This is a genomic window from Streptomyces sp. NPDC002926 (assembly GCF_053591755.1).
The window spans coordinates 248,318-272,588 of sequence record NZ_JBSFUK010000003.1 but is presented as its reverse complement, the minus strand read 5'-3'; the positions used below and the strand labels follow the sequence as shown (position 1 = coordinate 272,588).

Below are 24,271 nucleotides of genomic sequence, written 5' to 3'. Positions count from 1 at the left end.
AACGGGATGCAGAAGGGCGGCCCCTGACGCCCGGAGGGCGTTCGCGGGTCACCAGGATGTCGGTGCGGTCGGCGACGAACGCTCCGGCCCGGCGGAGTCCGCCGCCAACCGCACCGTGTGCTCCGCCAGTTCGCTGATCCGTACGCCGTCGAACCCGAACACCGCGCTGCGCACCCGGTCCTCCAGCGGTTCCGTCCACTGCGGCGGGATGGCGGAGGCCCCGCACAGCACACCCGCCACCGAGCCCGCCGTCGCCCCGTTGGAGTCGGTGTCCAGACCTCCGCGGACCGTGAGGCCGATGGTCGCGGTGAAGTCCCCTGCGCCGTACAGCAGTCCGGCCGTGATGACCGCGGCGTTCGGAACGGTGTGGATCCAGCCGAGGCCGCCCGTCTGCGCGGCCAGCTCGGTGAGCGTGTCGGACCAGGACGTCCCGGTGGCGTGCAGGGCTGCGGTATGGCGTACCGCGCGGGCGAGGCGGCAGCTCGCGGGGATGTGTTCCAGGGCCGCTTCGATCGCCTCGCGCGGGGTCTTGGCGGTGAACGCGGCGGCGATCAGGGCTGCCGCCCACATCGCGCCGTACACGCCGTTGCCGGTGTGGGAGAGGACCGCGTCGCGGCGGGCGAGCGAGGCGGCGCGGCGCGGATCGCCGGGGGAGGTCCAGCCGAAGATGTCGGCGCGGATGAGGGCGCCGATCCACTCCTGGTAGGGATTGTCGTGCGTGGCGGTGAGCGGGGGTCTGAGGCCGTTCGCGAGGTTGCGGTAGGCGGCCCGCTCGGCGGTGAACGTCTGCAGGAACGGGAGATGCAGCAGCCATGCCTCGCCCACCTGCTCGGTCGTGAAGCCGAAGCCGTGGGTCCGAAGGAGATGCAGGCCGAGGATCGTGTAGTCCACGTCGTCGTCCCTGCAACTGCCGTGGATCCGGCCCCGTACGCACTGGCGCCACTCGGGACGTAGCTCGAACTCGTCGGCGTCCGCGTCGGGCGGCGGCTCGGGGAGGTAGTCGGTGAGCGGAAGGGCGTCGGTGCGGCGCAGATAGCGGTCGATGCGGTCGCGGGTCCAGTGGTCGCCGCGCTCGACGGGTTTGCCCAGCATGTTGCCGGCGACTCTGCCCAGCCAGCCGCCGAGGATCCGGTCGGCGAGGTCGGCGCGCTGAAGGCCCATACGTCCGGTTTACCGAATCGGCGCCCGAACCGCGCGGTGGTGGGGGCATGGAGGTTTCGGCGGCCGGGCGGCGACGGCGGCCGGGCGGTGCGCCCGTTGCCCGGCTCGCGGACGCCGGCCACCGGGCAGCACCCCACTATGTTGCGGAATGTCGTGCCATGGTGGGGTGGCCTGCCCTCTGACCTGGCCGATAGGGTCGGGGAGGCGCGACTGCCTGTTCGAAAGCAAGGGATAGCAAGGTGACGGACGGAGCAGTTATTCAGCCCGCGCGTGTGCTCGTCGCGGCTGACAAGTTCAAGGGCTCTCTCACGGCCGTACAGGTCGCTGAGCGGGTGACGGCGGGCCTCCAGCGGGTGGTGCCCGGTCTGGCGGTCGAGACCCTGCCCGTCGCGGACGGCGGTGACGGCACGGTCGCCGCCGCGGTGGCAGCGGGGTTCGAGCGCCGGGAGGTCCGGGTGACCGGGCCGCTCGGTGAGTCCCTGACAGCGGCGTATGCCCTGCGGGATGGCACCGCGGTGGTGGAGATGGCGGAGGCCTCGGGCCTCCAGCGCCTCCCGGACGGCGTGTTCGCGCCACTCACCTCGACGACATATGGCTCCGGCGAACTGCTGCGCGCGGCGCTCGACGCGGGAGCGCGGACGATCGTCTTCGGCGTCGGCGGCAGCGCGACGACGGACGGCGGCGCGGGCATGCTGGCGGCGCTCGGCGGGCGCTTCCTGGACGCGGACGGCGCGTCGGTGGGGCCCGGCGGCGGCGGTCTGCGCGACCTTGCGTCCGCCGACCTGTCCGGCCTGGACCCCCGCTTCAAGGACGTGGAGCTGGTCCTGGCGAGCGACGTCGACAACCCCCTGACCGGGCCGAAGGGGGCGTCGGCGGTGTACGGCCCGCAGAAGGGCGCGACGCCCGGGGACGTCGCCACGCTGGACGCGGCGTTGGCGCACTACGCGTCCGTCCTCGGCCCGGAGCAGGCCGAACTGCCCGGCGCGGGTGCGGCGGGCGGTATCGGCTACGGCGCGCTGGTCGCCCTCGGCGCGAGCTTCCGGCCGGGCATCGAGGTCATGCTCGACGTGCTCGGCTTCGCGTCGGCGCTTGAGCGGGCGACCCTGGTCATCACGGGCGAGGGCTCCCTCGACGAGCAGACGCTCCACGGCAAGGCCCCGGCGGGCGTCGCGGCGGCGGCCCGCGCTCGGGGCATCGAGGTCGTGGCGGTCTGCGGCCGCCTGGCCCTGCCACCGGAGGCGCTGGGCAGCGCGGGCATCGGCCGTGCATACGCCCTCACGGCACTGGAACCGGACCCGGCCCGCTGCATGGCGGAGGCGGGGCCGCTGCTGGAGCGGGTGGCGGAGAACGTCGCGCGGGACTTCCTGAGCTGAGGCGGTGGGCCTGGGCGCCGCCCCGGCCTCCGGTCTGAGGGCCGGGGCGGGGGCTCACGCCCCCGCACCCCAGGGCGCCGGCTTCGCCGCGCGCAGCGAGCAGCTGAGACAAACGGCCACCGGCCCATGACCGGTCACCTCGGGCGTAGCCGCCCGCACAGGGCCGTGCACCCGGGGCGCGGCCACCGGCCCATGACCGGTAACCCGGGCGTAGCCGCCCGCGCAGGGCCGTGCACCCAGGGGAAGGTCATCCGCCCCCCATCACCCCCCGGTCAGGCGGAACGCGTCGAGTGCCAAGGTCATTTCGATCAGGTCCCGCGGGCGGCCCAGCGACCTGGACGTCAGCTGTTCGAGACGCCGCAGGCGGTTGAAGACCGTGTTCCGGTGGCAGTACAGCCGCGTGGCAGCCCGGCCCGCCGAGCCCCCGCACTCCAGCCATGCGTCCAGCGTCTCCAGTAGCAGCGCACGGTCCGCCGGGTCCAGGTCCAGCAGCGGGCCGAACACGTCCGCGATCAGGCGCGCCGCCAGTTCCGGCTGGCTCACCACCAGCGCCGCCGGGAGGCGTTCGTCGAGGCGTACGATCCGCTGCGCGCCGGGGCCGCAGGTACGCAGGGCCGTCTCCGCCAGACGCCGCGCCAGGCCCAGGTCCGCGAGGCCCGGCACCACCGGGCTGATCCCGCCAGGACCCGGGCAGTGCCGGTGAAGCACCTCCGCGAGCTCCGTCAGCCCCACCCCCGCCTCCAGCGCGACGACCGCGATCTCGTAATCCGTGCGCATCCGCCAGAAGAACCGGAACCCCTCCGACGCCGCGACCCGGCGGAACGGCTCACGGCCCGCCGCGCGCTCCACCCGAACCGCGACCACCGCGTACCGCCCCTGCTCCGGCAGGTCCAGGCCCGCCGCGGCACTGGCCGCCAGCCCCGGCGTGGACCTGCCCTCCAGCAGCGCGTCCAGCAGCGCCTGCACGCGCTCGTCGCTGCGCCGCTGCATCCCCTGTTCCGTACTGCGGTAAGCCTCCGCGGCCGTCGACGACTGCCGGTCCACCCCCGCCCACATGGTGGACGCCAGATGCACCAGCACCGGCAGTGCCTCCGGATCCTTCGCGGAGACGATCTCCAGCAGCTCGTCCCAGACGAGATAGCCCGCGTGCCGGTACGCGTACAGCACCAGATCCAGCGGAAGCCCCTGCTCCGCGCGCCGTCGGCCGAGCCGAGCCGCGTACTGGAGGTCCCGCCGTGGCGCCGACCGGGTCGCGGCCAGCGCTTCGATGCCGTACCGCATCGCCTCGCTGATCTGCTGCCAGTGCTCGTCCGGCGGCACAGCGAGATCGAACTGCGGTGAATGTGCCTGAAGTTGCTCGATGAGCAGGTCCGTCAGACGCGGCACGCGCTCCAGAAGCACCTGGGCGGCGCTCACCAGGACGGACCACTCACGCTCGGTGCGCGCTCTGCGACCACCCATGACCTGTGAGGATGCCAGCCCTTGTGCCCGTGCACAATGCGCGCGCCGCACCGCTGGTCATCCGCAGCGATTCGGGCATACCGCCTGGACGGTACGTCCGGCCGGTGCTGGTGTGTGCCCCCACAGGCAATTTCGAACAAGTCCGGAAAGGGGGTCTGCATGGCAGCCGCCTCACTCGAAGTGCGTGCGCTGTCCGTCGGCTACGGGCCGGTGCGGGCACTGCGCGACGTCACGGTCGATGTACCCGAGGGCGCGATCGTCGCCGTCCTCGGCGGCAACGGTGCCGGCAAATCGACCCTGCTGCGAGCCGTCTCCCGCACCCTCGGCTTTCAACGCGGCCACGTCACGTCCGGCAGCATCAGCTTCGACGGCCGCCCGCTCGACAGGCTGAGCGCAGCGCGGATCGTCGCCGCCGGCGTCGTCCAGGTACCGGAGGGGCGGCAGGTCTTCGCGCGGATGACCGTCGCCGACAATCTCCGGGCGGGCGCACTGGGCTCGGCCGGCGGGCGCCGGTCGGGCGCCGAGGCCCTCGCGCGGGTGCATGAGCTCTTCCCCGTCCTTGCCGACCGAGCCCACCAGCGGGCCGGACTGCTGTCCGGTGGCGAGCAGCAAATGCTGGCGATGGGACGGGCGTTGATGGCCCGGCCACGGCTGCTGCTGCTCGACGAGCCGTCGCTCGGCCTCGCCCCGCTGATGGCGGCGCGGATCGCCGAGACGGTGCAGGAGATCAACGCCACCGGCACATCGGTCCTGCTGGTCGAGCAGAACGCGGCGATCGCGCTGCGGCTGGCCTCGACGGCGTACGTACTCGACGTGGGTGAGGTCGCCCTCTCGGGTCCCGCGGACGAGCTCGCCTCCTCGGACGAGGTGCGCCGGCGGTATCTGGGTGTGGTGGACGAGGACGCGGCCGCGGATGCGTCCCGCGCGCAGGCGGCGGCGCCGACCTTGAGGAGGTGGCCGGCATGAGCATTCTGGAATCCGGCCGGCACGTTCGGCGCGAGATCCAGTTCGGGGCCCCCGCGCGCGGGCGGCAGCCCGCATCCGGCGGGGGGAACCGATGACCGACACCGCATCCGGCGGCGCCGTGCCCGCCCTCGAGGTCACCGACCTCACCGTCCGCTTCGCCGGGCTCACCGCCCTCGACTCCGTCTCCTTCACCGTCCGGCCCGGCAGTGTCCACGCCCTCATCGGCCCCAACGGCGCCGGCAAGTCCACCTCGTTCAACGTCCTGTCCGGCGTCTACCAGGCCACGTCCGGCAGCGTGCGCTTCGGCGAGACGGAGCTCACCGGGCTCCCTCCCGACCGCATCGCCGCCCTCGGCATCGCCCGTACCTTCCAGAACCTCGCGCTCCCGCCGCACGCCACGGTCGCCGACAGCCTGCTGCTCGGCCGGCACCGGCTCACCCGCGCCGGGTTCCTCGCCGCCGGGCTGCGGCTGCCGTCCGCCGCCCGCGAGGCGCGGCAACACCTGGAGCGGGTACGGGAGATCGCGGAGTTCACCGGACTCGGCGGCGATCTGGACCGGCCCGCGGGAGCACTCCCGTACGGAAAGCAGAAGCTCGTCGAGCTCGGCAGGGCCCTGTGCATGGAGCCGCGACTGCTGCTCCTCGACGAGCCCGTCGCCGGGATGACCGCGGACGAGCGGCGGCAGACCGCATCCGTCATCGCGGGCGTACGCGACAGCCTCGGCATATCCATCGTGCTCGTCGAACACGACATGGGGGTGGTGATGCGGCTCGCGGACGCCGTGACCGTACTCGACTTCGGGCGCCGGATCGCCGACGGCACCCCCGCACAAGTACAGAGCGACCCGGCCGTCGTACAGGCCTATCTAGGAACGGAGGCCCAGGCATGACGACCTTCACCGAACTACTCCTCGGCGGACTCTCCATCGGCGCCGTCTACGCGCTGATCGCGCTCGGCTTCGTCGTCATCTTCAAGGCCACGGAAGTCGTCAACTTCGCCCACGCGTCCCTGCTTCTCGCAGGCGGCTACGTCACCGCAGTACTTCACGACGACATCGGCTTCTGGGGCGCGCTCGCCGTCGGCATCGCGGGCGCGGCCCTCGTCGGCGCGGCCGTGGAATTTCTCGTCATGCGCCGCTACCGGGGCTCCGACCACAGCGTCCTTGCCATTGTCACCATCGGCGTCGACATCCTCCTGACCACCGAACTCACCCGGCGTATCGGCACGGACGTGCTCGCGCTCGGTGACCCGTGGGGTGACCGCGTCGTCACCATCGGGGACATCACCATCGCGGAGACCCGTATCGCCGCGTTCGTTTCGGCGGCTCTGCTCATCACCGTGTTCCTGCTCGCGTTCCGGTACACATCGTGGGGCGTGGCGATGCGCGCGGCGGCGGAGAATCCGCAGACCGCGGCGCTGATGGGAGTACGCCTGGGCCGTGTCTCGCTCGCCGCCTGGGCGGTCGCGGGCGCGCTTGCCGCGGTCGCCGCGCTCTTCCTCACCGTGTTCCCGACCCCGGGGCTCGAACGAGCCACCTCGCTCGCCGCACTCAAGGCCTTCCCGGCGGCGATCCTCGGCGGGCTCGACTCCACCACCGGCGCGCTCGCGGGCGGTCTGATCGTCGGTGTCACCGAGTCCTTCGCCACCGGCTACCAGAGCGAACTGTCCTTCATGGGCCGGGGGATCGGCGATCTCGCGCCGTATCTGGTGATGGTGCTCGTCCTGCTGCTCAGGCCCGCAGGGCTCTTCGGCACCAAGGAGCCCGCCCGTGTCTGAGACGCTGAAGACCCCCGAGGCAGACGCGGCACAGAGCCCCAAGGCGTACGTGAAGAGTCCCAGGGCGTACGTGAGGAGTCCCAAGGCGTATCTCTGGATCGCCGGTGCCGTCCTGCTCTTCGCTCTGCCCTTCTACCTCGACCGCTTCTGGCTGCAGGCCGGACTCTTCGCGATGGCCGCCGCGATCGGCGCGATCGGCATCAACCTCCTGACCGGCGCCACCGGGCAGTTGTCCATGGGGCACGCCTTCTTCCTGGCGGTGGGCGCGTACAGCTACTGCGTCCTGGCGGGCGACAGCGGCGTGGAGAACGGCCATCGCCTCGTCGGACTCGGACTTCCGACCTGGCTCGCCGCCGTACTCGCGGTGCTCGTCGCGGGCGCGGCGGGCGGCCTGTTCAGCCCCATCGCGGGACGGCTGCGCGGCGCGTATCTCGGCATCGCCACGCTCGCGCTGATCTTCATCGGCCAGCACGTCCTCTTCAACGCCCATGATCTGACAGGAGGGTTCAACGGCCGGGCCGTTCCGCCCCTCTCGCTCTTCGGCATCGTCTTCGACGACAGCGAGACCGTCATCGCAGCCGTCCCGTTCCAGTCCGCCGAGAAGCTCTGGTACGTGGCACTCCTCGCCCTCATCGGCTGCGGCCTGTTCGCCCGCGGAGTGCTGCGGGGCCGCCCCGGCCGCGCCATGAACGCCATCCGCGACCACCGCATCGCCGCGGGTGTCATGGGCGTCCCGGTCGCCCGCTACCGGGCCGCCGTCTTCGTCCTGTCCTCGATGTACGCGGGACTCGCCGGCGTACTGATCGCCCTGGTCTTCCAGCGGACCGTCCCCGAGTACTTCGGTGTGATCCTTTCGCTCGAATTCCTGGCGATGATCGTGATCGGGGGCCTCGGAACGGTCGCCGGCGCCGTCGTCGGCGCGGCCTTCGTATCCCTGCTGCCCCAACTCCTCACCCACTACAGCGACACCCTCCCGCTGGTCTCCGCCCCCGGTACGGGCGGCATCTCACCCGGCGAGGCATCGCGCTATCTGTACGGGGCCGCGATCGTCGCGGTCGTCCTCTTCCTGCCCGGCGGACTCACCCGTCTCATCACCTCACGCAAGACCCCTCGGGAGTAGACATGAAGCCACGTCTGTACGCGGCGGCGCTGGCCGCCGCCCTGACCCTGACCAGCGCCGGCCTCGCCGGATGCAGCTCGAAGGCCACCGACGGCGGCGGGAGCGAGAAGGACGCCGGAGGGGTGAAGACCGGTGACGGCGTCACGGCCAAGACCATCAACCTCGGCGTGCTGACCGACATGACCGGCGTCTACGCCTCGCTCGGCAAGAGCGTCACCCAGGCGCAGCAGCTGTGGGCGAAGCAGACCAACGCGGCCGGCGGCATCTGCGGCCGCACCATCGAGCTCACCGTCCGGGACCACGGCTACGACCCGCAGAAGGCCGTCGCCGCGTACACCGAACTCGAACCGAAGGTGCTGGGCTTCTCCCAGTTCATCGGCTCGCCCTTCGTCGCCGCGGTCAAGGGCCGTATCGACGGCCAGGACAAGGCACTCGTGGTGCCGCAGGCCTGGTCGGCATCGCTGCTGGGCAGTCCGTACATCCGGGTCGTGGGAGCGACGTACGACATCGAGACGATCAACGCGGTCGACTATCTGCTCAGCGAGAAGCGCATCGCCAAGGGCGACAAGATCGGTCATGTCTACTTCGAGGGCGACTTCGGGGAGAACGCGCTGAAGGGCTCGAAGTACGCGGCGCAGCAGGCGGGTCTGACCGTCGTCGAGCAGAAGATCAAGCCGACCGACAACGACATGTCCGCCCAGGTCGCCGCGCTCAAGAAGGCGGGCGTCAAGGCCGTCATGATCAGCGCCGGACCACGTCAGGCGGCCTCGCTGGTCGGCGTCGCCGCGGCGGGCGGCTTCAAGGTGCCCATGATCGGCAACAACTCCGCCTTCGCTCCGCAACTGCTGGCCACCGCGGCGGCGCCCGCGCTGACGAAGGACTACTACGTCGCCGCCTCCACCCTCCCCATCGGCGACTCGGGCGCCGGCCCGGCGAAGCTCGCAAAGGAGTACAAGGCCGCCTACCCCAAGGACGGGCTCGACAACGGAGTGGTCGCGGGCTACACCGCCGCGAGCGTCTACGGCGAGGTGCTGAAGAAGGCCTGCGCGGCCAAGGACCTGACCAGGGAGGGCATCGACAAGGCCCTGCTCACCGTCTCCTCGTACGACAACGGCTTCGGTATCACGAACAACTTCTCCGACCCCGCGGCACCGTCGACCCGGCAGAGTCTGATCATGAAGCCGGACCTCAAGGTGCCGGGTGGTCTGAAGGTGGTGCGGCCGGCGGCGGTGTCCAAGTCGGCGGAGTCGTACAAGACGGGCGGCTGAGTCACCCGTCCGGGGCAAGCCCCCGCCCCCTGCGCCGGCTCAGCGGCGCAGGGGGCCAGGCCCCCAGACCTCCGTATGCGGTCCTTCGGCCGCATGTCCTCAATCGCCGGACGGGCTTGAAAATCAAGCCCGTCCGGCGATTGACGCGCGTCCACAAAGAGGATCAGCCGTCCGCCGAGACACGGTGTGCCATCCGGCCCCGGAACTCCAGCGGGCCCGAGCCGTCCTCCCGCTCGAGATCCCCGGTGGGCACCGCCTCACCGCCGCATGGCGGTGTGAGCCAGATCTGCCCCTTGGGGATCTGCGCTGCGCGCCCCGGGAACGGCTGCCCGAGACAGGCGTCCCGCGCGGGAGCCCCGACCGGCCGCGGCAGCCGGCCGGGTCTCGAACCAGGTCTCGCACCCGGCGACCTCGGTGGGCCCGTACACGGGGATCAGGCCGCGCGCCCGGGGCGAGCTCCCGCCCCAGCCGCACCTGCGCGTCGAGCCGGAGCCGTTCTCCGCCGATCGCGGCCGGCGGCGGCCCCTACAGCTCCGTGCCGTCGTCCGGCAGCGAGGCCGCGGTGACCGGATCGGTGTCGGCCACGGGACATGACGAGGGCCCGGGTGCGGATCGCACCCGGGCCCTCGTCATGCACACGCACGGCTCTACGGGAGCTGCGCCGCCCTCGCCTCGCGGCGGTGCTCGCGGCGGTTGTCGCGGAACGTGTTCACACGCCGCGCCGTCGCGAAGAGCGGAATCGTCGCGGCCATCACGATCTGCAGCGCGCAGCCGGTCTGGAGCAGCACCTGACCGCCCGGAGCGTCGAACGCCCACGCCGCCAGCATCCCCATCGCCGCGACGATCCAGCCGAGCATCGCCACCGCGAGGACACCTCGCGGCTTGGGGTACTCGACCCGGCTCACCATCAGCCATGCCGTGCCGATGATCGCCAGCAGCGTCGGGATGAACGGCAGCTCGAGCAGCACGATCGAGACGACCGTGAGCGCCCCGAAGGGGCTCGGCATGCCCTGGAACATGCCGTCCTTCATGGTCACGCACGAGAATCTGGCAAGCCGCAGCACCACCGCCAGCAGCACCACGATCGCGGCCACCGCCGAGACCTTCTGCTGGGCGTCGTCCGCGACCATTCCGTACACGAGTACGAAGTACGCGGGGGCCAGCCCGAAGCTGATCAGGTCGGAGAGGTTGTCCAGCTCCGCGCCCATCGGCGAACTGCGCAGCTTGCGCGCCACGAGTCCGTCGCAGAGATCGAAGATCGCCGCGAGCAGCATCAGGATGACGGCGGTGGCGGCGCTGTTGCGCGCCATACCGCTCTCGTTGCTGCCGGTGAGGTGCGGGATGAGGATGCCGGTGGTGGTGAAGTACACCGCCATGAAGCCGCACGTCGCGTTACCGAGCGTGAGGGTGTCCGCTATTGACAGCCGCAGTGAGAGCGGCATGTCCTCCGCGTCGTCCTCAGCCTCGGCGACCCAGCCTGCCTGTGTATCAGGATCAATCACGGTCAATTCGAGTCACCCCCGCAGTCGTGGTCTGGCCGACCTCGACAGCGACGTCGACACCTTCCGGAAGGTAGATGTCAACGCGCGATCCGAAACGGATCAAACCGATGCGCTCGCCCTGCTCGACCTTGGTCCCCTGCGGCAGATACGGCACGATCCGCCGGGCAACCGCGCCCGCGATCTGCACCATCTCGATGTCGCCGAGCTCGGTGTCGAAGTGCCAGACAACGCGCTCGTTGTTCTCGCTCTCCTTGTTGAACGCGGGAACGAAACCGCCGGGGATGTGCTCGACGGAGGTCACGGTGCCCGCGAGGGGAGCGCGGTTGACGTGCACGTTCAGCGGGCTCATGAAGATCGCGACGCGAGTGCGTCCGTCCTTCCACGGCATGATGCTCTGCACCACACCGTCGGCGGGTGAGATGACGCGGCCCTGGGCGATCTCGCGCTCGGGGTCGCGGAAGAACCACAGCATGCCCGCCGCGAGCGCGGTGGTGGGCACGGCAATGGCCGCGGCACGCCTGGAGCGGCGTGCGCGGACCAGGCTGAGTGCGGCGGTGGCGACGGTCGGCAGAAGCCACGGCGATGCTCCGCGCGCGAGGCGGACACGGCCGCGTGGTGCAGAGGTTTGGCTGTGGGGCATGGATGACCTTCGTAGCGGATGATGCCGCGCTGGCAACGGGGGACGGCGGCTTTCGGGCGATGATATCGGTTGCCGGCCGCAACTGGGTAAGCCAGCAGCCGAGTCGGCGGCCGGAAGATGATGACAGGGTGTGATCCTCTTCGCGGCCATATCGACCCGAACGTGACATCAACCCTGGAAGCGGTACTCCTCGAGCAGCCGACGACCAATGATCATTTTCTGGATCTCGGCGGTACCTTCACCGATCAGCAGCATCGGAGCCTCACGGTAGAGGCGCTCGATCTCGTACTCCTTGGAGAAGCCGTAACCGCCGTGGATACGGAAGGCGTCCTCGACGACTTCCTTGCAGTACTCGGAGGCGAGGTACTTCGCCATCCCTGCCTCCAGGTCGTTTCGTTCCCCGGAGTCCTTTTTGCGTGCCGCGTTAACCATCATCGCATGTGCGGCCTCGACCTTGGTAGCCATCTCGGCCAGCTTGAACTGGATCGCCTGGTGCTGGGCGATCGCCTTGCCGAAGGTGTGACGCTGCTGGGCGTAGGAGACGCCCAGCTCGAAGGCACGCTGCGCGACTCCGCAGCCACGTGCCGCGACGTTGACGCGGCCGACTTCAACGCCGTCCATCATTTGGTAAAACCCGCGACCGGTGGTGCCGCCGAGTACCCGATTGGCCGGAATGCGCAGTCCGTCCATGATGAGCTCGGTGGTGTCGACACCCTTGTAGCCCATCTTGTCGATCTTCCCGGGGATGGTGAGGCCGGGGCGGACCTCTCCGAAGCCGGGCTCCTTCTCGACCAGGAAGGTCGTCATCGACTTATGGGGGGCTGTGCCCTCCGGGTGTCCTTCGTCACTCCGGCACAGAACGGCGACCAGATTGGACGTTCCGCCGTTCGTCAGCCACATCTTCTGGCCGGTCAGGACGTACTCGTCGCCGTCCTTGACGCCCTTGGACGTGATCGCCGACACATCGGAGCCGAGAGCCGGCTCGGACATGGAGAACGCGCCGCGCGTCTCGCCCAGCGCCATCCGCGGCAGGAAGGTGTCCTTCTGCTCCTGGGTGCCGTGCTGCTTGAGCATGTACGCCACGATGAAATGCGTGTTGATGATGCCCGAGACGGACATCCAGCCACGCGCTATTTCCTCGACGCACAGCGCGTACGTGAGCAGCGACTCGCCCAGGCCGCCGTACTCCTCCGGGATCATCAGCCCGAACAGGCCGAGTTCCTTGAGTCCTTCGACGATCTGTGTCGGGTACTCGTCGCGGTGCTCCAGCTCGGTGGCGACAGGAATGATCTCCTTGTCGACGAAATCCCGGACGGTGGAGAGGATTTCCTGCTGCACGTCGGTCAGACCGTGCGTCTGGGCGAGTCGGCTCATGGCTACTTCTCCTGTGCCTTCAGCTCCGGGCGGCCGGGCTGCTCGCCGCCGCGCTCCTTGATGTACGTCTCGGTCGGGACCATCACCTTGCGCCGGAAGACGCAGACGAGGGTGCCGTCCTGCTTGTAGCCCTTGGTCTCGACGTAGACGATCCCGCGGTCGTTCTTGGACCTTGACGGAGTCTTGTCGAGGACCGTGGTCTCGCCGTAGATCGTGTCGCCGTGGAAGGTCGGCGCGACGTGCTTGAGCGACTCGACCTCCAGGTTGGCGATGGCCTTGCCGGAGACATCCGGGACCGACATGCCGAGGAGCAGCGAGTAGATGTAGTTCCCGACGACGACGTTCTTCCCGAAATCAGTCGTCTTCTCCGCATAGTTGGTGTCCATGTGGAGGGGGTGGTGATTCATGGTGAGCAGACAGAAGAGGTGGTCGTCGTACTCGGTGACCGTCTTCCCGGGCCAGTGCCGGTAGACCGCGCCGACCTCGAACTCTTCGTACGTGCGTCCGAACTGCATCGCTTACGCCTCCGGGGCTTCGAACTTGGACGTGCGCTGCAGGCCCGCCGCGCGGCCCTTGCCCGCGACGACCAGTGCCATCTTGCGGCTGGCCTCGTCGATCATCTCGTCGCCGAGCATCGCCGAGCCCTTCTTACCGCCGGCCTCCGAAGTGCACCACTCGTAGGCATCCAGGATCAGCTCGGCGTGGTCGTAGTCCTCCTGGGAGGGCGAGAAGACCTCGTTGGCCGCGTCCACCTGGCCGGGGTGCAGCACCCACTTGCCGTCGAAGCCCAGCGCCGCCGCACGGCCCGCGACCTCGCGGTACGCGTCCACGTCGCGGATCTGCAGGAAGGGGCCGTCGATCGCCTGGAGGTCGTGTGTGCGGGCCGCCATCAGAATCCGCATCAGGATGTAGTGGTAGGCGTCCGCGCCGTAGCCGGGCGGCTGCTGGCCCACGACCAGCGTCTTCATGTTGATGGAGGCCATGAAGTCGGCCGGGCCGAAGATGATGGTCTCCAGCCGCGGCGAGGCGGCGGCGATCTCGTCGACGTTCACCAGGCCCTTGGCGTTCTCGATCTGCGCCTCGATGCCGATCCGGCCGACCTCGAAGCCCATCGTCTTCTCGATCTGGGTCAGCAGCAGGTCCAGCGCCTTGACCTGGGTGGCGTCCTGGACCTTCGGCAGCATGATGCAGTCGAGATTGGGGCCCGCGCCCTCGACGACCGTCACCACGTCGCGGTAGGTCCAGTGCGTCGTCCAGTCGTTGACCCGCACGACCCGGGTCTTGCCCGTCCAGTCGCCGTTGTTGAGCGCGTCGACGATGGTGTGCCTGGCGCCCTCCTTGGCGAGCGGTGCGCACGCGTCCTCCAGGTCGAGGAAGACCTGGTCGGCCGGGAGGCCCTGGGCCTTCTCCAGGAAGCGCGGGTTGCTGCCCGGCACGGCGAGGCAGGAACGCCGCGGACGGAGACGGTTCACGGACCCCGGGGAGCCGGTCGCGGAGCGGCCGTCAGACGGGGCGGTGGTGGGCGACGGGTGGGCGGTCATGCGGGGACCTCCAGAGGGTCGAGCTTGTTCGCTTTCCGGATCTCGTCGACAATACGGCCGATGATCTCGGTGATACCGAAGTCCTTCGGGGTGAAGACGGCGGCGACACCCGCCGCCTTCAGATCGGCGGCGTCGGCGTTGGGGATGATTCCGCCGACGATCACCGGAATATCGGCCGCGCCGGCCTCGCGCAGCCGGTCCAGCACATCGGGGACCAGCTCGGCGTGCGAGCCGGAGAGGATCGACAGGCCCACACAGTGGACGTCCTCCGCGAGCGCGGCGTTGACGATCTGCTCGGGCGTGAGCCGGATGCCCTGGTAGACCACTTCGAAGCCCGCGTCACGGGCACGTACGGCGATCTGCTCGGCGCCGTTGGAGTGACCGTCCAGGCCGGGCTTGCCGACCAGCAGCCGCAGCCTTCCGGAGCCCAGCTCGTCGGCGGTACGGGACACCTTCTCGCGTACGAGAGCGAGCGGCGTGCCCTTCTCTGCGGTGACCGCCACCGGCGCGCTGCTCACGCCCGTCGGCGCGCGGAACTCGCCGAAGACGTCGCGCAGCGCCCACGACCACTCGCCGGTGGTGACACCCGCACGGGCGCACTCGACGGTGGCGGCCATCAGGTTCATGGAGCCCGCGGCGGCCTTCTTCAGCGCGGCCAGGGACTCGGTCGCCCGGGCCTCGTCGCGGTTGTCGCGCCACTCGTGGAGCTTTGCGACGACACGTGCCTCGTTCGCGGGGTCGACCGTCATGATCGCGGTGTCGAGGTCCGCGGTGAGCGGGTTCTCCTCGGTGGTCTCGAAGATATTGACGCCGACTATCTTCTCGTCGCCGCCCTCGATCCTGGCCCGGCGCTCGGCGTGCGAGGAGACCAGCTGCGACTTGAGATAGCCGGACTCGACGGCCGCCATCGCGCCGCCCATCTCCTGGATCCGGCCGATCTCGGCGAGGCACTCGGTGACCAGGGACTTCACCTTGGCCTCGATGACATGCGAGCCCTCGAAGATGTCCTCGTACTCCAGCAGATCGCTCTCGTGCGCAAGCACCTGCTGGATACGGAGCGACCACTGCTGGTCCCAGGGCCGGGGGAGACCCAGGGCCTCGTTCCACGCCGGGAGTTGTACGGCCCTGGCGCGCGCGTCCTTGGAGAGTGTGACGGCCAGCATTTCGAGGACGATGCGCTGGACGTTGTTCTCCGGCTGAGCCTCGGTCAGACCGAGGGAGTTGACCTGGACGCCGTAGCGGAAACGGCGTTGCTTCTCGTTCTCGATGCCGTACCGCTCGCGGGTGACCTGGTCCCAGATGCGGCCGAAGGCGCGCATCTTGCACATCTCCTCGACGAAGCGCACACCCGCGTTCACGAAGAAGGAGATACGCGCGACCACATCGCCGAACTTCTCCGCCGGCACCTGGCCGGAGTCCCGCACCGCGTCCAGCACGGCGATCGCCGTGGACATCGCGTACGAGATCTCCTGGACCGGAGTGGCGCCCGCCTCCTGCAGGTGATAGCTGCAGATGTTGATCGGGTTCCACTTGGGGATGTTGGCCACCGTGTACGTGATCATGTCGGTGGTCAGGCGGAGCGAAGGACCGGGCGGGAAGACATGCGTCCCGCGCGACAGGTACTCCTTGACGATGTCGTTCTGCGTCGTCCCCTGGAGCTTGGTGACGTCGACGCCCTGCTCCTCGGCGACCACCTGGTAGAGCGCCAGCAGCCACATCGCGGTGGCGTTGATGGTCATCGAGGTGTTCATCTGGTCCAGGGGGATGTCCTGGAACAGCCGGCGCATGTCACCGAGATGCGAGACGGGGACCCCGACCCGGCCGACCTCGCCACGGGCGAGGATGTGGTCCGGGTCGTAGCCCGTCTGCGTCGGCAGGTCGAACGCGACCGACAGGCCGGTCTGCCCCTTGGCGAGGTTGCGCCGGTAGAGCTCGTTGGACGCCTCGGCGGTCGAGTGACCCGCGTACGTCCGCATGAGCCAGGGCCGGTCCTTCTGACGTTCAGTCATCTAAGGGCCTCAGATGTTCCGGAAGCGGTTGATGGCGTCGATGTGCTTCTCGCGGAGCTCCTCGTCGCGCACGCCCAGACCCTCGCGGGGTGCCAGCGCGAGCACGCCGACCTTGCCCTGGTGGAGGTTGCGGTGCACGTCGTACGCGGCCTGGGGGGTGTCCTCGAGGGAGTAGACCTTCGACAGCGTCGGGTGGATCTTGCCCTTGGCGACCAGGCGGTTGGCCTCCCACGCCTCGCGGTAGTTGGCGAAGTGCGAGCCGATGATCCGCTTGAGCGACATCCACAGGTAGCGGTTGTCGTACTCGTGGTTGTAGCCGGAGGTGGAGGCGCAGGTGACGATGGTGCCGCCCTTGCGGGTGACGTACACGCTGGCGCCGAAGGTCTCGCGGCCCGGGTGCTCGAAGACGATGTCCACGTCCTCGCCGCCGGTCAGCTCGCGGATGCGCTTGCCGAAGCGCTTCCACTCGCGCGGGTCCTGGTTGTGCTCGTCCTTCCAGAACTTGTAGCCCTCGGCGTTGCGGTCGATGATCGCCTCGGCGCCCATCGCGCGGCAGATGTCCGCCTTCTGCGCGCTGGAGACCACACAGATCGGGTTGGCGCCACCGGCCAGCGCGAACTGGGTTGCGTACGAGCCGAGGCCGCCGCTGGCGCCCCAGATCAGCACGTTGTCGCCCTGCTTCATGCCCGCGCCGTTGCGCGAGACGAGCTGGCGGTACGCGGTGGAGTTGACCAGACCCGGAGCCGCTGCTTCCTCCCAGCTGAGGTGCTGGGGCTTGGGCATCAGCTGGTTGGACTTGACGAGCGCGATCTCGGCGAGGCCGCCGAAGTTCGTCTCGAAGCCCCAGATGCGCTGCTCGGGGTCGAGCATCGTGTCGTTGTGGCCGTCCGAGGACTCCAGCTCGACCGAGAGACAGTGCGCGACGACCTCGTCGCCCGGCCGCCAGGCATTGACGCCGGGTCCGGTGCGCAGCACGACGCCCGCCAGGTCGGAGCCGATGATGTGGTACGGCAGGTCGTGGCGCTTGGAGAGCTCGGAGAGCCGTCCGTAGCGCTCGAGAAAGCCGAAGGTGGACACGGGCTCGAAGATCGAGGTCCAGACGGAGTTGTAATTGACGGAGCTCGCCATGACCGCGACGAGGGCCTCGCCCGGGCCGAGCTCGGGCACCGGCACGTCCTCGAGATGGAGGGACTTGCGCGGGTCCTTCTCGCGGGTCTCGAGACCGGCGAACATGTCGACCTCGTCCTTGTGCACGGTCACCGCGCGGTAGGACTCGGGGATGGGCAGTGCGGCGAAGTCGGCAGACTTGCTGTCGGTCGACTGGATCGCGTCCAGGATTTCCTTCACGGGGTGCCTCCGGCGAAGCGCGTTTGAGGGAACGCTGAGGGGAAACGTCGGGGTGCTGCTGCTGTGGAGGTGTGCCGTCGGTTCGGCGGGTGGTGCTGGTGGCAGCGCTGGTGTGCGCGTGAGGTTGCCTGTGACGCAGGCGTCCGGGCGCACAAACCGATGGTTTGCGGGGACAGCCGGCGTACGAATGGTCTCTGCACGCCGGCCGCCCGGACAACATCAACGTATGGCACCCCGTGCCAGGCCGCAAGACACTCGGTGCCAACAATTTCTCTCGCTTGTCATCTGGCGGGCACGTATGAGCAACAAACGGCCACCTGGAAGAGGGGTGGTCGTCACAATCCGTGTGCTCTTGTGCGCGGTCGGCCGCCGCTCTCCAGGCGAGGTGGAGGCATGTGCCAGGACCACGCCTCCGGTGACCCTGGTGATGGCGTCGGCCGGTGCGAGGGGTGATGGAGCGTCAGGAGCGCTTATTTCCGGGGGACTTGCCGGATCCGATGCGGAGGGTTCAACGGGTCCGCCGGAAGCGCCGGATACAGCGCGATCGCCGCACTCGGATCGCGCCCCACCCCGACAGCCGCTCGATCCTGTCCAGCCGGCACCGCATCTGTTGCGGTGGGCCCTGAGACGTTCCGCCGCGTGTAACGGACAGAAGTCGCTCTCGCTCCGGGCGACAAGCGTCCCGCGCGGCGCCGCCCGGTCGCCGCCCGCTCACGCAACGTGCCGGGCAACCACTCCGTGTATCGCCGGACCGGCCGGCTCTCCGGCCGGTCCGGCGAATTGAGGGGTCCCCACGCCCGCCGGGGCGGAGGGGTGGCGTCTCCGGGGCGGAGGCCCCGGTCAGGGGCTTGCGGCGGCCGGTCAGCCCCTGCGGTCGCCCAGCGCCCGCTCGATGGTGCGCATGACCTCGCTCAGCGGGGCGTCGGTACGGGCCACGGCCACCAGAACCTCGCCCTGTGTGCTGACCGAGGCGGCCGGTGCCGAGTCCGACGTGGCGCCCGGGGTGCGGCCGGCCTGGGAGCGGCCCGCCCCGATGCCCGTGCCGAAGGTGTCGCGGACGATCGCGAACGCGTGGTCGAGCTGGGACTCCACATCGCCCTGGCCGCCCGCCCGCAGCCAGCGGCGCAGCACATGGTTGTGCGCCGTGACGACCGCGGACGCGGCCACCTCCGCCAGCAGCGGGTCGTCGTTGCCGGCGTCGTGGTCGCGCTCGTCGAAGTGGCCCAGCAGATAGCGGGTGAACAGCCTCTCGTAGCGGGCCACCGAGGCGATCTCCCGCTCCCGCAGTGTGGGAACCTCACGGGTCAGCCGGTAGCGCTCGACGGAAACCGCCGGAGAGGCCGCGTACATCCGCATGACCTCCTTGATTCCCCTGCAGACCGTGTCCAGCGGATGCTCATGGGCCGGGGCCGCGTTGAGCACCGCCTCGGCCCGTACGAGTGTGTCGTCGTGGTCCGGGAAAATCGCCTCTTCCTTGGAACGGAAGTGGCGGAAGAACGTCCGGCGGGCGACCCCGGCCGTGGCCGCGATCTCGTCGACGGTCGTCGCCTCGTACCCCTTGGTCGCGAACAGCTCCATCGCCGCGGCCGCCAGCTCGCGCCGCATCTTGAGGCGCTGCGCGGCGGCGCGACTGCCCGCGGCACTCTCCGGAGCGTCGGTAGTGGCCTTCGTACGGCTGGGCTTGGCGGGCTGGGGCATGACCTGAACGTACTGCATTCGTGCAGGAGATCGCGCCTGCGGGGGCGGGTCGCCCGAAGGGCCGAGCAGCCCGCCCCAGCCCGCGCCGTGATCAGCGCCGGGCATATTCGCGGAAGCCACGTCCCGTCTTGCGGCCGAGGCAGCCCGCGGCCACCAGGTGCTCGAGCAGCGGCGCCGGCGCAAGGCCCGGGTCACGGAATTCGCGGTGCAGAACCTTCTCGATGGCGAGCGAGACATCGAGTCCGACGACGTCGAGGAGCTCGAAGGGGCCCATCGGGTAGCCGCCGCCCAGCTTCATCGCGGTGTCGATGTCATCGAGCGTCGCGTAGTGCTCCTCGACCATCTTGATCGCGTTGTTCAGGTACGGGAAGAGCAGGGCGTTGACGATGAAGCCGGCCCGGTCGCCGCAGTCCACCGGGTGCTTCTTGATCTTCGTGGTGACCTCGCGCACGGTGGCGTGAACCTCGTCGGAGGTCAGCACCGTACGGACCACCTCGACCAGCTTCATCGCCGGGGCCGGGTTGAAGAAGTGCATCCCGATGACGTCCTGCGGGCGCGAGGTGGCGCGGGCACAGGCGACGACGGGCAGCGAGGAGGTGGTGGTGGCGAGCACCGCACCCTCCTTGCAGATCTTGTCGAGGGTGGCGAAGAGGGCCTGCTTGATCTCCAGATCCTCGGCCACGGCCTCGACGGCGAGGTCGACCTCGGCGAAAGCGTCGAGCGAACCGGCCGGAGTGACCCGGGCCAGGGTGGCCTCGCGCGCCTCGGCCGTCATCCGGCCCTTGTCGACCGAGCGGGCAAGGGACTTGGCGATACGTGCCTTCGCCGTCTCCGCCTTCTCCGGGCTGCGGCCGGCGAGCACGACGTCGTAACCGGCCTTGGCGAAGACCTCCGCGATACCGCTCGCCATGGTGCCGGAGCCGGCCACGCCGACGGACCGGACCTCGCGGCCGCCCGTCGACGCCGATTCGGGCTGCGGCGTCAGGGCGTCCGGCACCGGGACCGAGCTGCCGGGAGCGGCGTACGAGTAGAAACCGCGGCCCGACTTGCGGCCGGTCAGGCCGGCCTCACTGAGCTGCTTGAGGATGGGGGCGGGCGCGTGCAGCCGGTCGTGGGACTCGGAGTACATCGCCTCCAGCACGGTACGGGCGGTGTCGATGCCGATCAGGTCGAGCAGGGCGAGCGGGCCCATCGGCAGTCCGCAGCCGAGCTTCATCGCGGCGTCGATGTCCTCGCGGGAGGCGTACTTGGCCTCGTACATCGAGGCGGCCTGGTTGAGGTAGCCGAACAGCAGACCGTCCGCGACGAAACCGGGGCGGTCGCCGACCGCGACGGGCTCCTTGCCGAGCTCGCGGGCGAGCGCGGTGACGGCCTCGACGGCGAGCGGGGAGGTCAGCACCGAGGAGACGACCTCGACGAGCTTCATGGCCGGGGCCGGGTTGAAGAAGTGCAGGCCGAGCACGCGCTCCGGGTGCTGGGAGTCGGCGGCGAGCCGGGTCACCGAGAGGGCGTTGGTGCCGGTGGCGAGGATCGCGTCCGGGCGGACGATGCCGTCCAGCGCCCGGAAGACCTGATGCTTGGCCTCGTACGACTCGGGCACGACCTCGATCACGAGGTCGGCCTCGGCCGCGGCCTGCAGATCGGAGAAGGTGCGGAAGCGGGCGAGGGTGTTCCGGCGCTCCTCCTCGGTGCTCCGCTCGCGCTCCACGGCACGGGCGGTGGAGGCCTCGAGCGCGGTGACGGCCTGGCTGGCGGCGGCGTCGCTGATGTCGATGCCGATGACCTCACGGCCGGCGCGGGCGAGGACTTCGGCGATGCCGGTGCCCATGGTGCCGAGGCCGACGACGGCAATGGTGTGGAGAGGGGTGTCCATCGGGGGACTCCAGGGATGAGTGACGACTGATGAGGAGCGCGCGCGAGCGGGAACGCCGAAGGGCGCCTGCCTGGCGGCATGGCTGCATAGAACGGGCGCACGGAAATTCGGCGCACCGGAAATGCGTGTCGAGGTGCGGGCCGACGGACCCTGTCCCGGAGTCACGTCGTACGTAATGCAGAACTACCGAACCGACAAAGCACTCGCGGCGGCTGCGTCACCAGGCCACCGTGAGCTGCGGGGGTTACCCGCTCACTTGAGCTTAACCCGCCGGTAACGAGCGCGCCATACCTGAGCGGGTGTGATCTGGATCGCCGGTCCTTCGTTGTCTCTCCCGCGGCCGTGGCCGGTCCTTGCCCAGTCCTTGGCCGGACCTGGTTGTCCTGGCCGGTCCGTCGCCTGTCTCCCGCCGATACGCTGACCGCCATGGACGAGGAGTTACGGTCGCTCGCGGGGCGGCTGCGCGGTGAGTCGGGCGGCTCGGTGGCGTACGAGCGACTGCTGGTGACCGAGGACCAGGAGGAGCTCGCCGGGGTCCTCATCGAACACGAACGGCCTCTGTGGGCACGGGAGATCGCCGCCTTCCGGCTGGGCTGCGCGGGAGACCGGCGGGCCTTCGAGGCGCTGGTACTGCTCCTCAACCACCGCGATCCCGCGCGCTGTGTCTCGGCGGCACACGCTCTGGCGAGGCTGAACGACCCCCGCACGCCCCGGGCGGCGGCCGCGCTCGCCACGAATGAGCTCCGGGTCGCCTACGCCCTGCTTCCGGTCCGGCTGCTCACGCGGCTGCGCGCGCCGGAGTCCGTACCGGCGCTGATCACGGTCCTGAGACGCCGGCTCGCTCCGGGCGACCCGCACTGGCGGGTGGCCCTGGCCTGCGTCGAGGGTCTCGGTGCACTGGGCGACAAACGAGCGGCCAGCATCCTGGGCTCGGCCCGCACGCACCCCCGGCTCACCGCGGCGGCGGAGGCGGCACTGGCCCGGCTGGGCTGAGCGCCCGGGCTGAAGGCCGAGCTCGCCGGGTGGGCCGGCCCTCGCGGGGGACAGCGCGCGGCCCCGGGTGCGAGCTGTGCCTGCCGGCCGCGGGCTCACGCCCGACCGTCCATGGCTCTACGCGGTCAGGGCGCGGGCGTACCGAACCTCCGGGACCGCAACGCCGTCCATCTCGAAAGGCTCCTCCGCGCCGTCGGGTGCGAAGCCCGCCTTCTCGTAGAAGCGGCGGGCGCGGTCGTTCTCCTTGAGGACCCAGAGCCGCATCTCACCGAACCCGTCGGCCGTGGCCCGCCCCGTCAGCTCCGCCATCAGCGCCTGCCCCACGCCCGTGGAGATCTGTTCCGGCAGCACGTAGATCGCGTACAGCTCGCACCGACTCGCCGTCGTGTCCTCGTCCCGGCCCGGTCCGCAGCAGCCCCACCCGACGACCTCGCCGTCGCGCTCGGCGACCACATTGGTGATGCGTCTGCCGCCCGTCGCGAGGAAGGCGCGGCGCTTCGCCGCGTCCTCCTCGACGCTCATCGCGTCCAGATACGACGACGGCATCAACCCGGCGTACGCGTGCTGCCAGCCCCGGACCCGGACGGTCGCGACCGCGTCGCAGTCGTCGATGCCCATGTCCCGTATACGGACCGTCATCCGCTAACCCTCCTCGGCGGTGATCGCGAACGCCTCTATCTCGACGAGCAGTTCGGGCCGGAACAGGGCCGCCACCTGGACCGCCGAGCTCGCCGGCAGCCGTCCGGAGTCGATCACCGCGTCACGTGCCGCACGGACGGCCGGAAGGTGCGCGACATCGGTGACGAAGTACGTCAGCTTGACCACGTCGTCGAAGGAGGCGCCCGCCGCGGCCAGGCAGCGGCGGAGGTTCTCGAAGACCTGCCGCGCCTGCGCCGCGGGGTCACCCTCACCCACGACCTTGCCGTCCTCGTCGAAGGCGCACTGCCCCGATATCGCCACGAACCGGCCGGTGCCCCAGACGACATGGCTGTATCCGGTGCCGGGAGCCACGCCTTCGGGTGCGTGAATACGCGTGAGTGGTGAAGTCATCCGTTCATCCTCGCCCACACCACTGACAATCCCGGCAGATTTCCCGGCCGCCCGCCTCAGAGCAGAGTCAGCTGGGTCGGCTCCGGCGTCGAGAGCTCCGGCTCCTGCGGTACCGGGATCCGCCGCGGCACACCCCGGTCCGCCGGGCCTATGCCGAACTCCGCGGCCAGTTCATGGACATGACGCGTGATGCGGCGCTGGTACCACTTCGGCGCGTACGCTCCCTCCGCGTACAGCCGCTCGTAACGCCGCACCAGATGCGGATGGTGCTGTGCCAGCCACGCCATGAACCACTCGCGCGCTCCCGGTCGCAGATGAAGGACGAGAGGCGTCACCGACGTCGCCCCGGAGGCGGCGATCGCCCGTACCGTCGCGCGCAGTTGGTCCGGGTGGTCGCCGAGGAACGGGATGACCGGCGCCATCAGCACCCCGCAGCCGATGCCGTGCTCGGTGAGGGTGCGTACGACATCGAGGCGCCGCTCGGGCGAGGGCGTGCCCGGCTCGACCGTGCGCCACAGTTCGGGGTCGGTGAATCCGACGGAGACGGAGATCCCGATCTCGGTCACCTCGGCCGCCTGTCGCAGCAGCTCCAGATCACGCAGGATCAGCGTGCCCTTGGTGAGGATGGAGAACGGGTTCGCATGATCGCGCAGAGCGGTGATGATGCCCGGCATCAGCCGGTAGCGACCTTCCGCCCGCTGATAGCAGTCGACGTTCGTCCCCATGGCGATATGAGCGCCCTGCCACCGCCGCGACGCCAGCTGCCGGCGCAGCAGCTCCGGCGCGTTGATCTTCACCACGATCTGGGAGTCGAACCCGAGCCCGGTGTCGAGGTCCAGATAGCTGTGGGTCTTGCGGGCGAAGCAGTACACACAGGCGTGCGAGCAGCCCCGATAGGGATTGACCGTCCACTCGAACGGCATCCGTGAGGCGCCCGGCACCCGGTTCAGGATCGAGCGGGCGCGGACCTCGTGGAAGGTGATGCCCCGGAATTCGGGGGTGTCGAAGGTCCTGGTGGTCACCGCGGACGCGCCGAAAAGCGCGGTGTCCCCGGCCGTCGTGGGGTTCTCGGCCAGATTGTCCCAGCGCATGCGCGCCTCCTCGATAGCACTGACCACA

Annotated in this window: 21 protein-coding genes; 7 read left to right on the top strand and 14 right to left on the bottom strand. The window is 69.9% G+C overall.

The window, feature by feature from the left end:
• Window positions 1-48 precede the first annotated feature (48 nt).
• Window positions 49-1,161 carry an ADP-ribosylglycohydrolase family protein gene (locus ACWDZ6_RS07590; RefSeq protein ID WP_451502114.1) on the bottom strand — a complete coding sequence of 371 codons (1,113 nt, stop codon included), beginning with the start codon at window positions 1,159-1,161 and terminating at the stop codon, window positions 49-51.
• Window positions 1,162-1,418: 257 nt separating this feature from the next.
• Here ACWDZ6_RS07590 and ACWDZ6_RS07585 point away from each other — a divergent pair, with 257 nt between their 5' ends.
• Window positions 1,419-2,534: a glycerate kinase gene (locus ACWDZ6_RS07585; RefSeq protein WP_451502337.1), complete on the top strand. Its 1,116-nt coding sequence runs from the start codon at window positions 1,419-1,421 to the stop codon at window positions 2,532-2,534.
• Between the two features lie 261 nt (window positions 2,535-2,795).
• On the opposite strand, the gene ACWDZ6_RS07580 is transcribed toward ACWDZ6_RS07585, so the two are convergent.
• Entirely contained in the window at window positions 2,796-3,995 is a 1,200-nt protein-coding gene (locus ACWDZ6_RS07580) for a PucR family transcriptional regulator (RefSeq protein ID WP_451502113.1), read from the bottom strand.
• Between the two features lie 159 nt (window positions 3,996-4,154).
• On the opposite strand from ACWDZ6_RS07580, the gene ACWDZ6_RS07575 reads away from it, so the two are divergent.
• From ACWDZ6_RS07575 to ACWDZ6_RS07555, 5 genes are all read left to right on the top strand, one after another.
• Window positions 4,155-4,961, top strand: a complete 807-nt coding sequence (locus ACWDZ6_RS07575) for an ABC transporter ATP-binding protein (protein WP_451502112.1) — start codon at window positions 4,155-4,157, stop codon at window positions 4,959-4,961.
• 91 nt (window positions 4,962-5,052) lie between these two features.
• Window positions 5,053-5,850, top strand: coding sequence for an ABC transporter ATP-binding protein (locus tag ACWDZ6_RS07570; RefSeq protein ID WP_451502111.1), 798 nt, complete (start codon window positions 5,053-5,055; stop codon window positions 5,848-5,850).
• Window positions 5,847-6,737, top strand: a complete 891-nt coding sequence (locus ACWDZ6_RS07565) for a branched-chain amino acid ABC transporter permease (protein ID WP_389181023.1) — start codon at window positions 5,847-5,849, stop codon at window positions 6,735-6,737. The genes ACWDZ6_RS07570 and ACWDZ6_RS07565 overlap by 4 nt, the downstream gene beginning before the upstream one ends.
• A 49-nt stretch (window positions 6,738-6,786) precedes the next feature.
• A complete protein-coding gene (locus ACWDZ6_RS07560; RefSeq protein ID WP_451502336.1) occupies window positions 6,787-7,857 on the top strand; it encodes a branched-chain amino acid ABC transporter permease in 1,071 nt (356 codons plus the stop codon).
• 2 nt (window positions 7,858-7,859) lie between these two features.
• Complete coding sequence (locus ACWDZ6_RS07555) at window positions 7,860-9,125, top strand: ABC transporter substrate-binding protein (protein WP_451502110.1); 1,266 nt, start codon at window positions 7,860-7,862, stop codon at window positions 9,123-9,125.
• A 647-nt stretch (window positions 9,126-9,772) separates the two neighbouring features.
• Here ACWDZ6_RS07555 and pssA read toward each other — a convergent pair.
• The 9 genes from pssA to ACWDZ6_RS07510 form a co-directional block, all read right to left on the bottom strand.
• Complete coding sequence (gene pssA, locus ACWDZ6_RS07550; protein ID WP_326655467.1) at window positions 9,773-10,627, bottom strand: CDP-diacylglycerol--serine O-phosphatidyltransferase; 855 nt, start codon at window positions 10,625-10,627, stop codon at window positions 9,773-9,775.
• Entirely contained in the window at window positions 10,620-11,267 is a 648-nt protein-coding gene (locus ACWDZ6_RS07545) for a phosphatidylserine decarboxylase (protein ID WP_326653640.1), read from the bottom strand. Before ACWDZ6_RS07545 ends, pssA begins: the two co-directional genes overlap by 8 nt.
• Window positions 11,268-11,435: 168 nt before the next feature.
• On the bottom strand, window positions 11,436-12,641 hold the full coding sequence (locus ACWDZ6_RS07540) for an acyl-CoA dehydrogenase family protein (protein ID WP_351457160.1): 1,206 nt from the start codon (window positions 12,639-12,641) through the stop codon (window positions 11,436-11,438).
• A gap of 2 nt (window positions 12,642-12,643) precedes the next feature.
• A complete protein-coding gene (locus ACWDZ6_RS07535) occupies window positions 12,644-13,156 on the bottom strand; it encodes a MaoC family dehydratase (RefSeq protein WP_326653644.1) in 513 nt (170 codons plus the stop codon).
• A gap of 3 nt (window positions 13,157-13,159) precedes the next feature.
• The gene (locus tag ACWDZ6_RS07530; protein ID WP_451502109.1) at window positions 13,160-14,182 is read right to left on the bottom strand and encodes an HpcH/HpaI aldolase/citrate lyase family protein; all 1,023 of its coding nucleotides are present in this window, start codon (window positions 14,180-14,182) and stop codon (window positions 13,160-13,162) included.
• The gene (locus ACWDZ6_RS07525) at window positions 14,179-16,191 is read right to left on the bottom strand and encodes a protein meaA (protein ID WP_451502108.1); all 2,013 of its coding nucleotides are present in this window, start codon (window positions 16,189-16,191) and stop codon (window positions 14,179-14,181) included. Before ACWDZ6_RS07525 ends, ACWDZ6_RS07530 begins: the two co-directional genes overlap by 4 nt.
• Before the next feature lie 9 nt (window positions 16,192-16,200).
• Window positions 16,201-17,538, bottom strand: coding sequence for a crotonyl-CoA carboxylase/reductase (ccrA, locus tag ACWDZ6_RS07520; protein WP_451502107.1), 1,338 nt, complete (start codon window positions 17,536-17,538; stop codon window positions 16,201-16,203).
• An 861-nt stretch (window positions 17,539-18,399) separates the two neighbouring features.
• Window positions 18,400-19,254, bottom strand: coding sequence for a TetR family transcriptional regulator (locus tag ACWDZ6_RS07515; RefSeq protein WP_351461661.1), 855 nt, complete (start codon window positions 19,252-19,254; stop codon window positions 18,400-18,402).
• A 73-nt stretch (window positions 19,255-19,327) separates the two neighbouring features.
• Window positions 19,328-21,109, bottom strand: a complete 1,782-nt coding sequence (locus tag ACWDZ6_RS07510; RefSeq protein WP_451502106.1) for a 3-hydroxyacyl-CoA dehydrogenase family protein — start codon at window positions 21,107-21,109, stop codon at window positions 19,328-19,330.
• Between the two features lie 426 nt (window positions 21,110-21,535).
• Here ACWDZ6_RS07510 and ACWDZ6_RS07505 point away from each other — a divergent pair, with 426 nt between their 5' ends.
• The gene (locus ACWDZ6_RS07505) at window positions 21,536-22,102 is read left to right on the top strand and encodes an adenylosuccinate lyase (protein ID WP_451502105.1); all 567 of its coding nucleotides are present in this window, start codon (window positions 21,536-21,538) and stop codon (window positions 22,100-22,102) included.
• A gap of 117 nt (window positions 22,103-22,219) precedes the next feature.
• On the opposite strand, the gene ACWDZ6_RS07500 is transcribed toward ACWDZ6_RS07505, so the two are convergent.
• Genes ACWDZ6_RS07500 through ACWDZ6_RS07490 form a run of 3 tightly spaced genes read right to left on the bottom strand, consistent with a single transcriptional unit; the run spans window position 22,220 to window position 24,243 of the window.
• Window positions 22,220-22,741, bottom strand: coding sequence for an N-acetyltransferase family protein (locus tag ACWDZ6_RS07500; RefSeq protein ID WP_451502104.1), 522 nt, complete (start codon window positions 22,739-22,741; stop codon window positions 22,220-22,222).
• 3 nt (window positions 22,742-22,744) lie between these two features.
• The gene (locus ACWDZ6_RS07495; protein WP_451502103.1) at window positions 22,745-23,152 is read right to left on the bottom strand and encodes a RidA family protein; all 408 of its coding nucleotides are present in this window, start codon (window positions 23,150-23,152) and stop codon (window positions 22,745-22,747) included.
• 56 nt (window positions 23,153-23,208) lie between these two features.
• On the bottom strand, window positions 23,209-24,243 hold the full coding sequence (locus ACWDZ6_RS07490; RefSeq protein WP_406730584.1) for an Rv2578c family radical SAM protein: 1,035 nt from the start codon (window positions 24,241-24,243) through the stop codon (window positions 23,209-23,211).
• Window positions 24,244-24,271 lie beyond the last annotated feature (28 nt).

What these genes read in the sequence shown, in the direction of transcription:
- ACWDZ6_RS07525 (WP_451502108.1), bottom strand. Translation starts at nt 16,191, where the DNA reads ATGACTGAACGTCAGAAGGACCGGCCCTGGCTCATGCGGACGTACGCG.
- ACWDZ6_RS07540 (WP_351457160.1), bottom strand. Translation starts at nt 12,641, where the DNA reads ATGAGCCGACTCGCCCAGACGCACGGTCTGACCGACGTGCAGCAGGAA.
- ACWDZ6_RS07530 (WP_451502109.1), bottom strand. Translation starts at nt 14,182, where the DNA reads ATGACCGCCCACCCGTCGCCCACCACCGCCCCGTCTGACGGCCGCTCC.
- ACWDZ6_RS07535 (WP_326653644.1), bottom strand. Translation starts at nt 13,156, where the DNA reads ATGCAGTTCGGACGCACGTACGAAGAGTTCGAGGTCGGCGCGGTCTAC.
- ACWDZ6_RS07570 (WP_451502111.1), top strand. Translation starts at nt 5,053, where the DNA reads ATGACCGACACCGCATCCGGCGGCGCCGTGCCCGCCCTCGAGGTCACC.
- ACWDZ6_RS07565 (WP_389181023.1), top strand. Translation starts at nt 5,847, where the DNA reads ATGACGACCTTCACCGAACTACTCCTCGGCGGACTCTCCATCGGCGCC.
- ACWDZ6_RS07555 (WP_451502110.1), top strand. Translation starts at nt 7,860, where the DNA reads ATGAAGCCACGTCTGTACGCGGCGGCGCTGGCCGCCGCCCTGACCCTG.
- ACWDZ6_RS07575 (WP_451502112.1), top strand. Translation starts at nt 4,155, where the DNA reads ATGGCAGCCGCCTCACTCGAAGTGCGTGCGCTGTCCGTCGGCTACGGG.
- ACWDZ6_RS07515 (WP_351461661.1), bottom strand. Translation starts at nt 19,254, where the DNA reads ATGCAGTACGTTCAGGTCATGCCCCAGCCCGCCAAGCCCAGCCGTACG.
- ACWDZ6_RS07505 (WP_451502105.1), top strand. Translation starts at nt 21,536, where the DNA reads ATGGACGAGGAGTTACGGTCGCTCGCGGGGCGGCTGCGCGGTGAGTCG.
- ACWDZ6_RS07500 (WP_451502104.1), bottom strand. Translation starts at nt 22,741, where the DNA reads ATGACGGTCCGTATACGGGACATGGGCATCGACGACTGCGACGCGGTC.
- ACWDZ6_RS07580 (WP_451502113.1), bottom strand. Translation starts at nt 3,995, where the DNA reads ATGGGTGGTCGCAGAGCGCGCACCGAGCGTGAGTGGTCCGTCCTGGTG.
- ACWDZ6_RS07490 (WP_406730584.1), bottom strand. Translation starts at nt 24,243, where the DNA reads ATGCGCTGGGACAATCTGGCCGAGAACCCCACGACGGCCGGGGACACC.
- ACWDZ6_RS07545 (WP_326653640.1), bottom strand. Translation starts at nt 11,267, where the DNA reads ATGCCCCACAGCCAAACCTCTGCACCACGCGGCCGTGTCCGCCTCGCG.
- ACWDZ6_RS07510 (WP_451502106.1), bottom strand. Translation starts at nt 21,109, where the DNA reads ATGGACACCCCTCTCCACACCATTGCCGTCGTCGGCCTCGGCACCATG.
- ACWDZ6_RS07590 (WP_451502114.1), bottom strand. Translation starts at nt 1,161, where the DNA reads ATGGGCCTTCAGCGCGCCGACCTCGCCGACCGGATCCTCGGCGGCTGG.
- ACWDZ6_RS07495 (WP_451502103.1), bottom strand. Translation starts at nt 23,152, where the DNA reads ATGACTTCACCACTCACGCGTATTCACGCACCCGAAGGCGTGGCTCCC.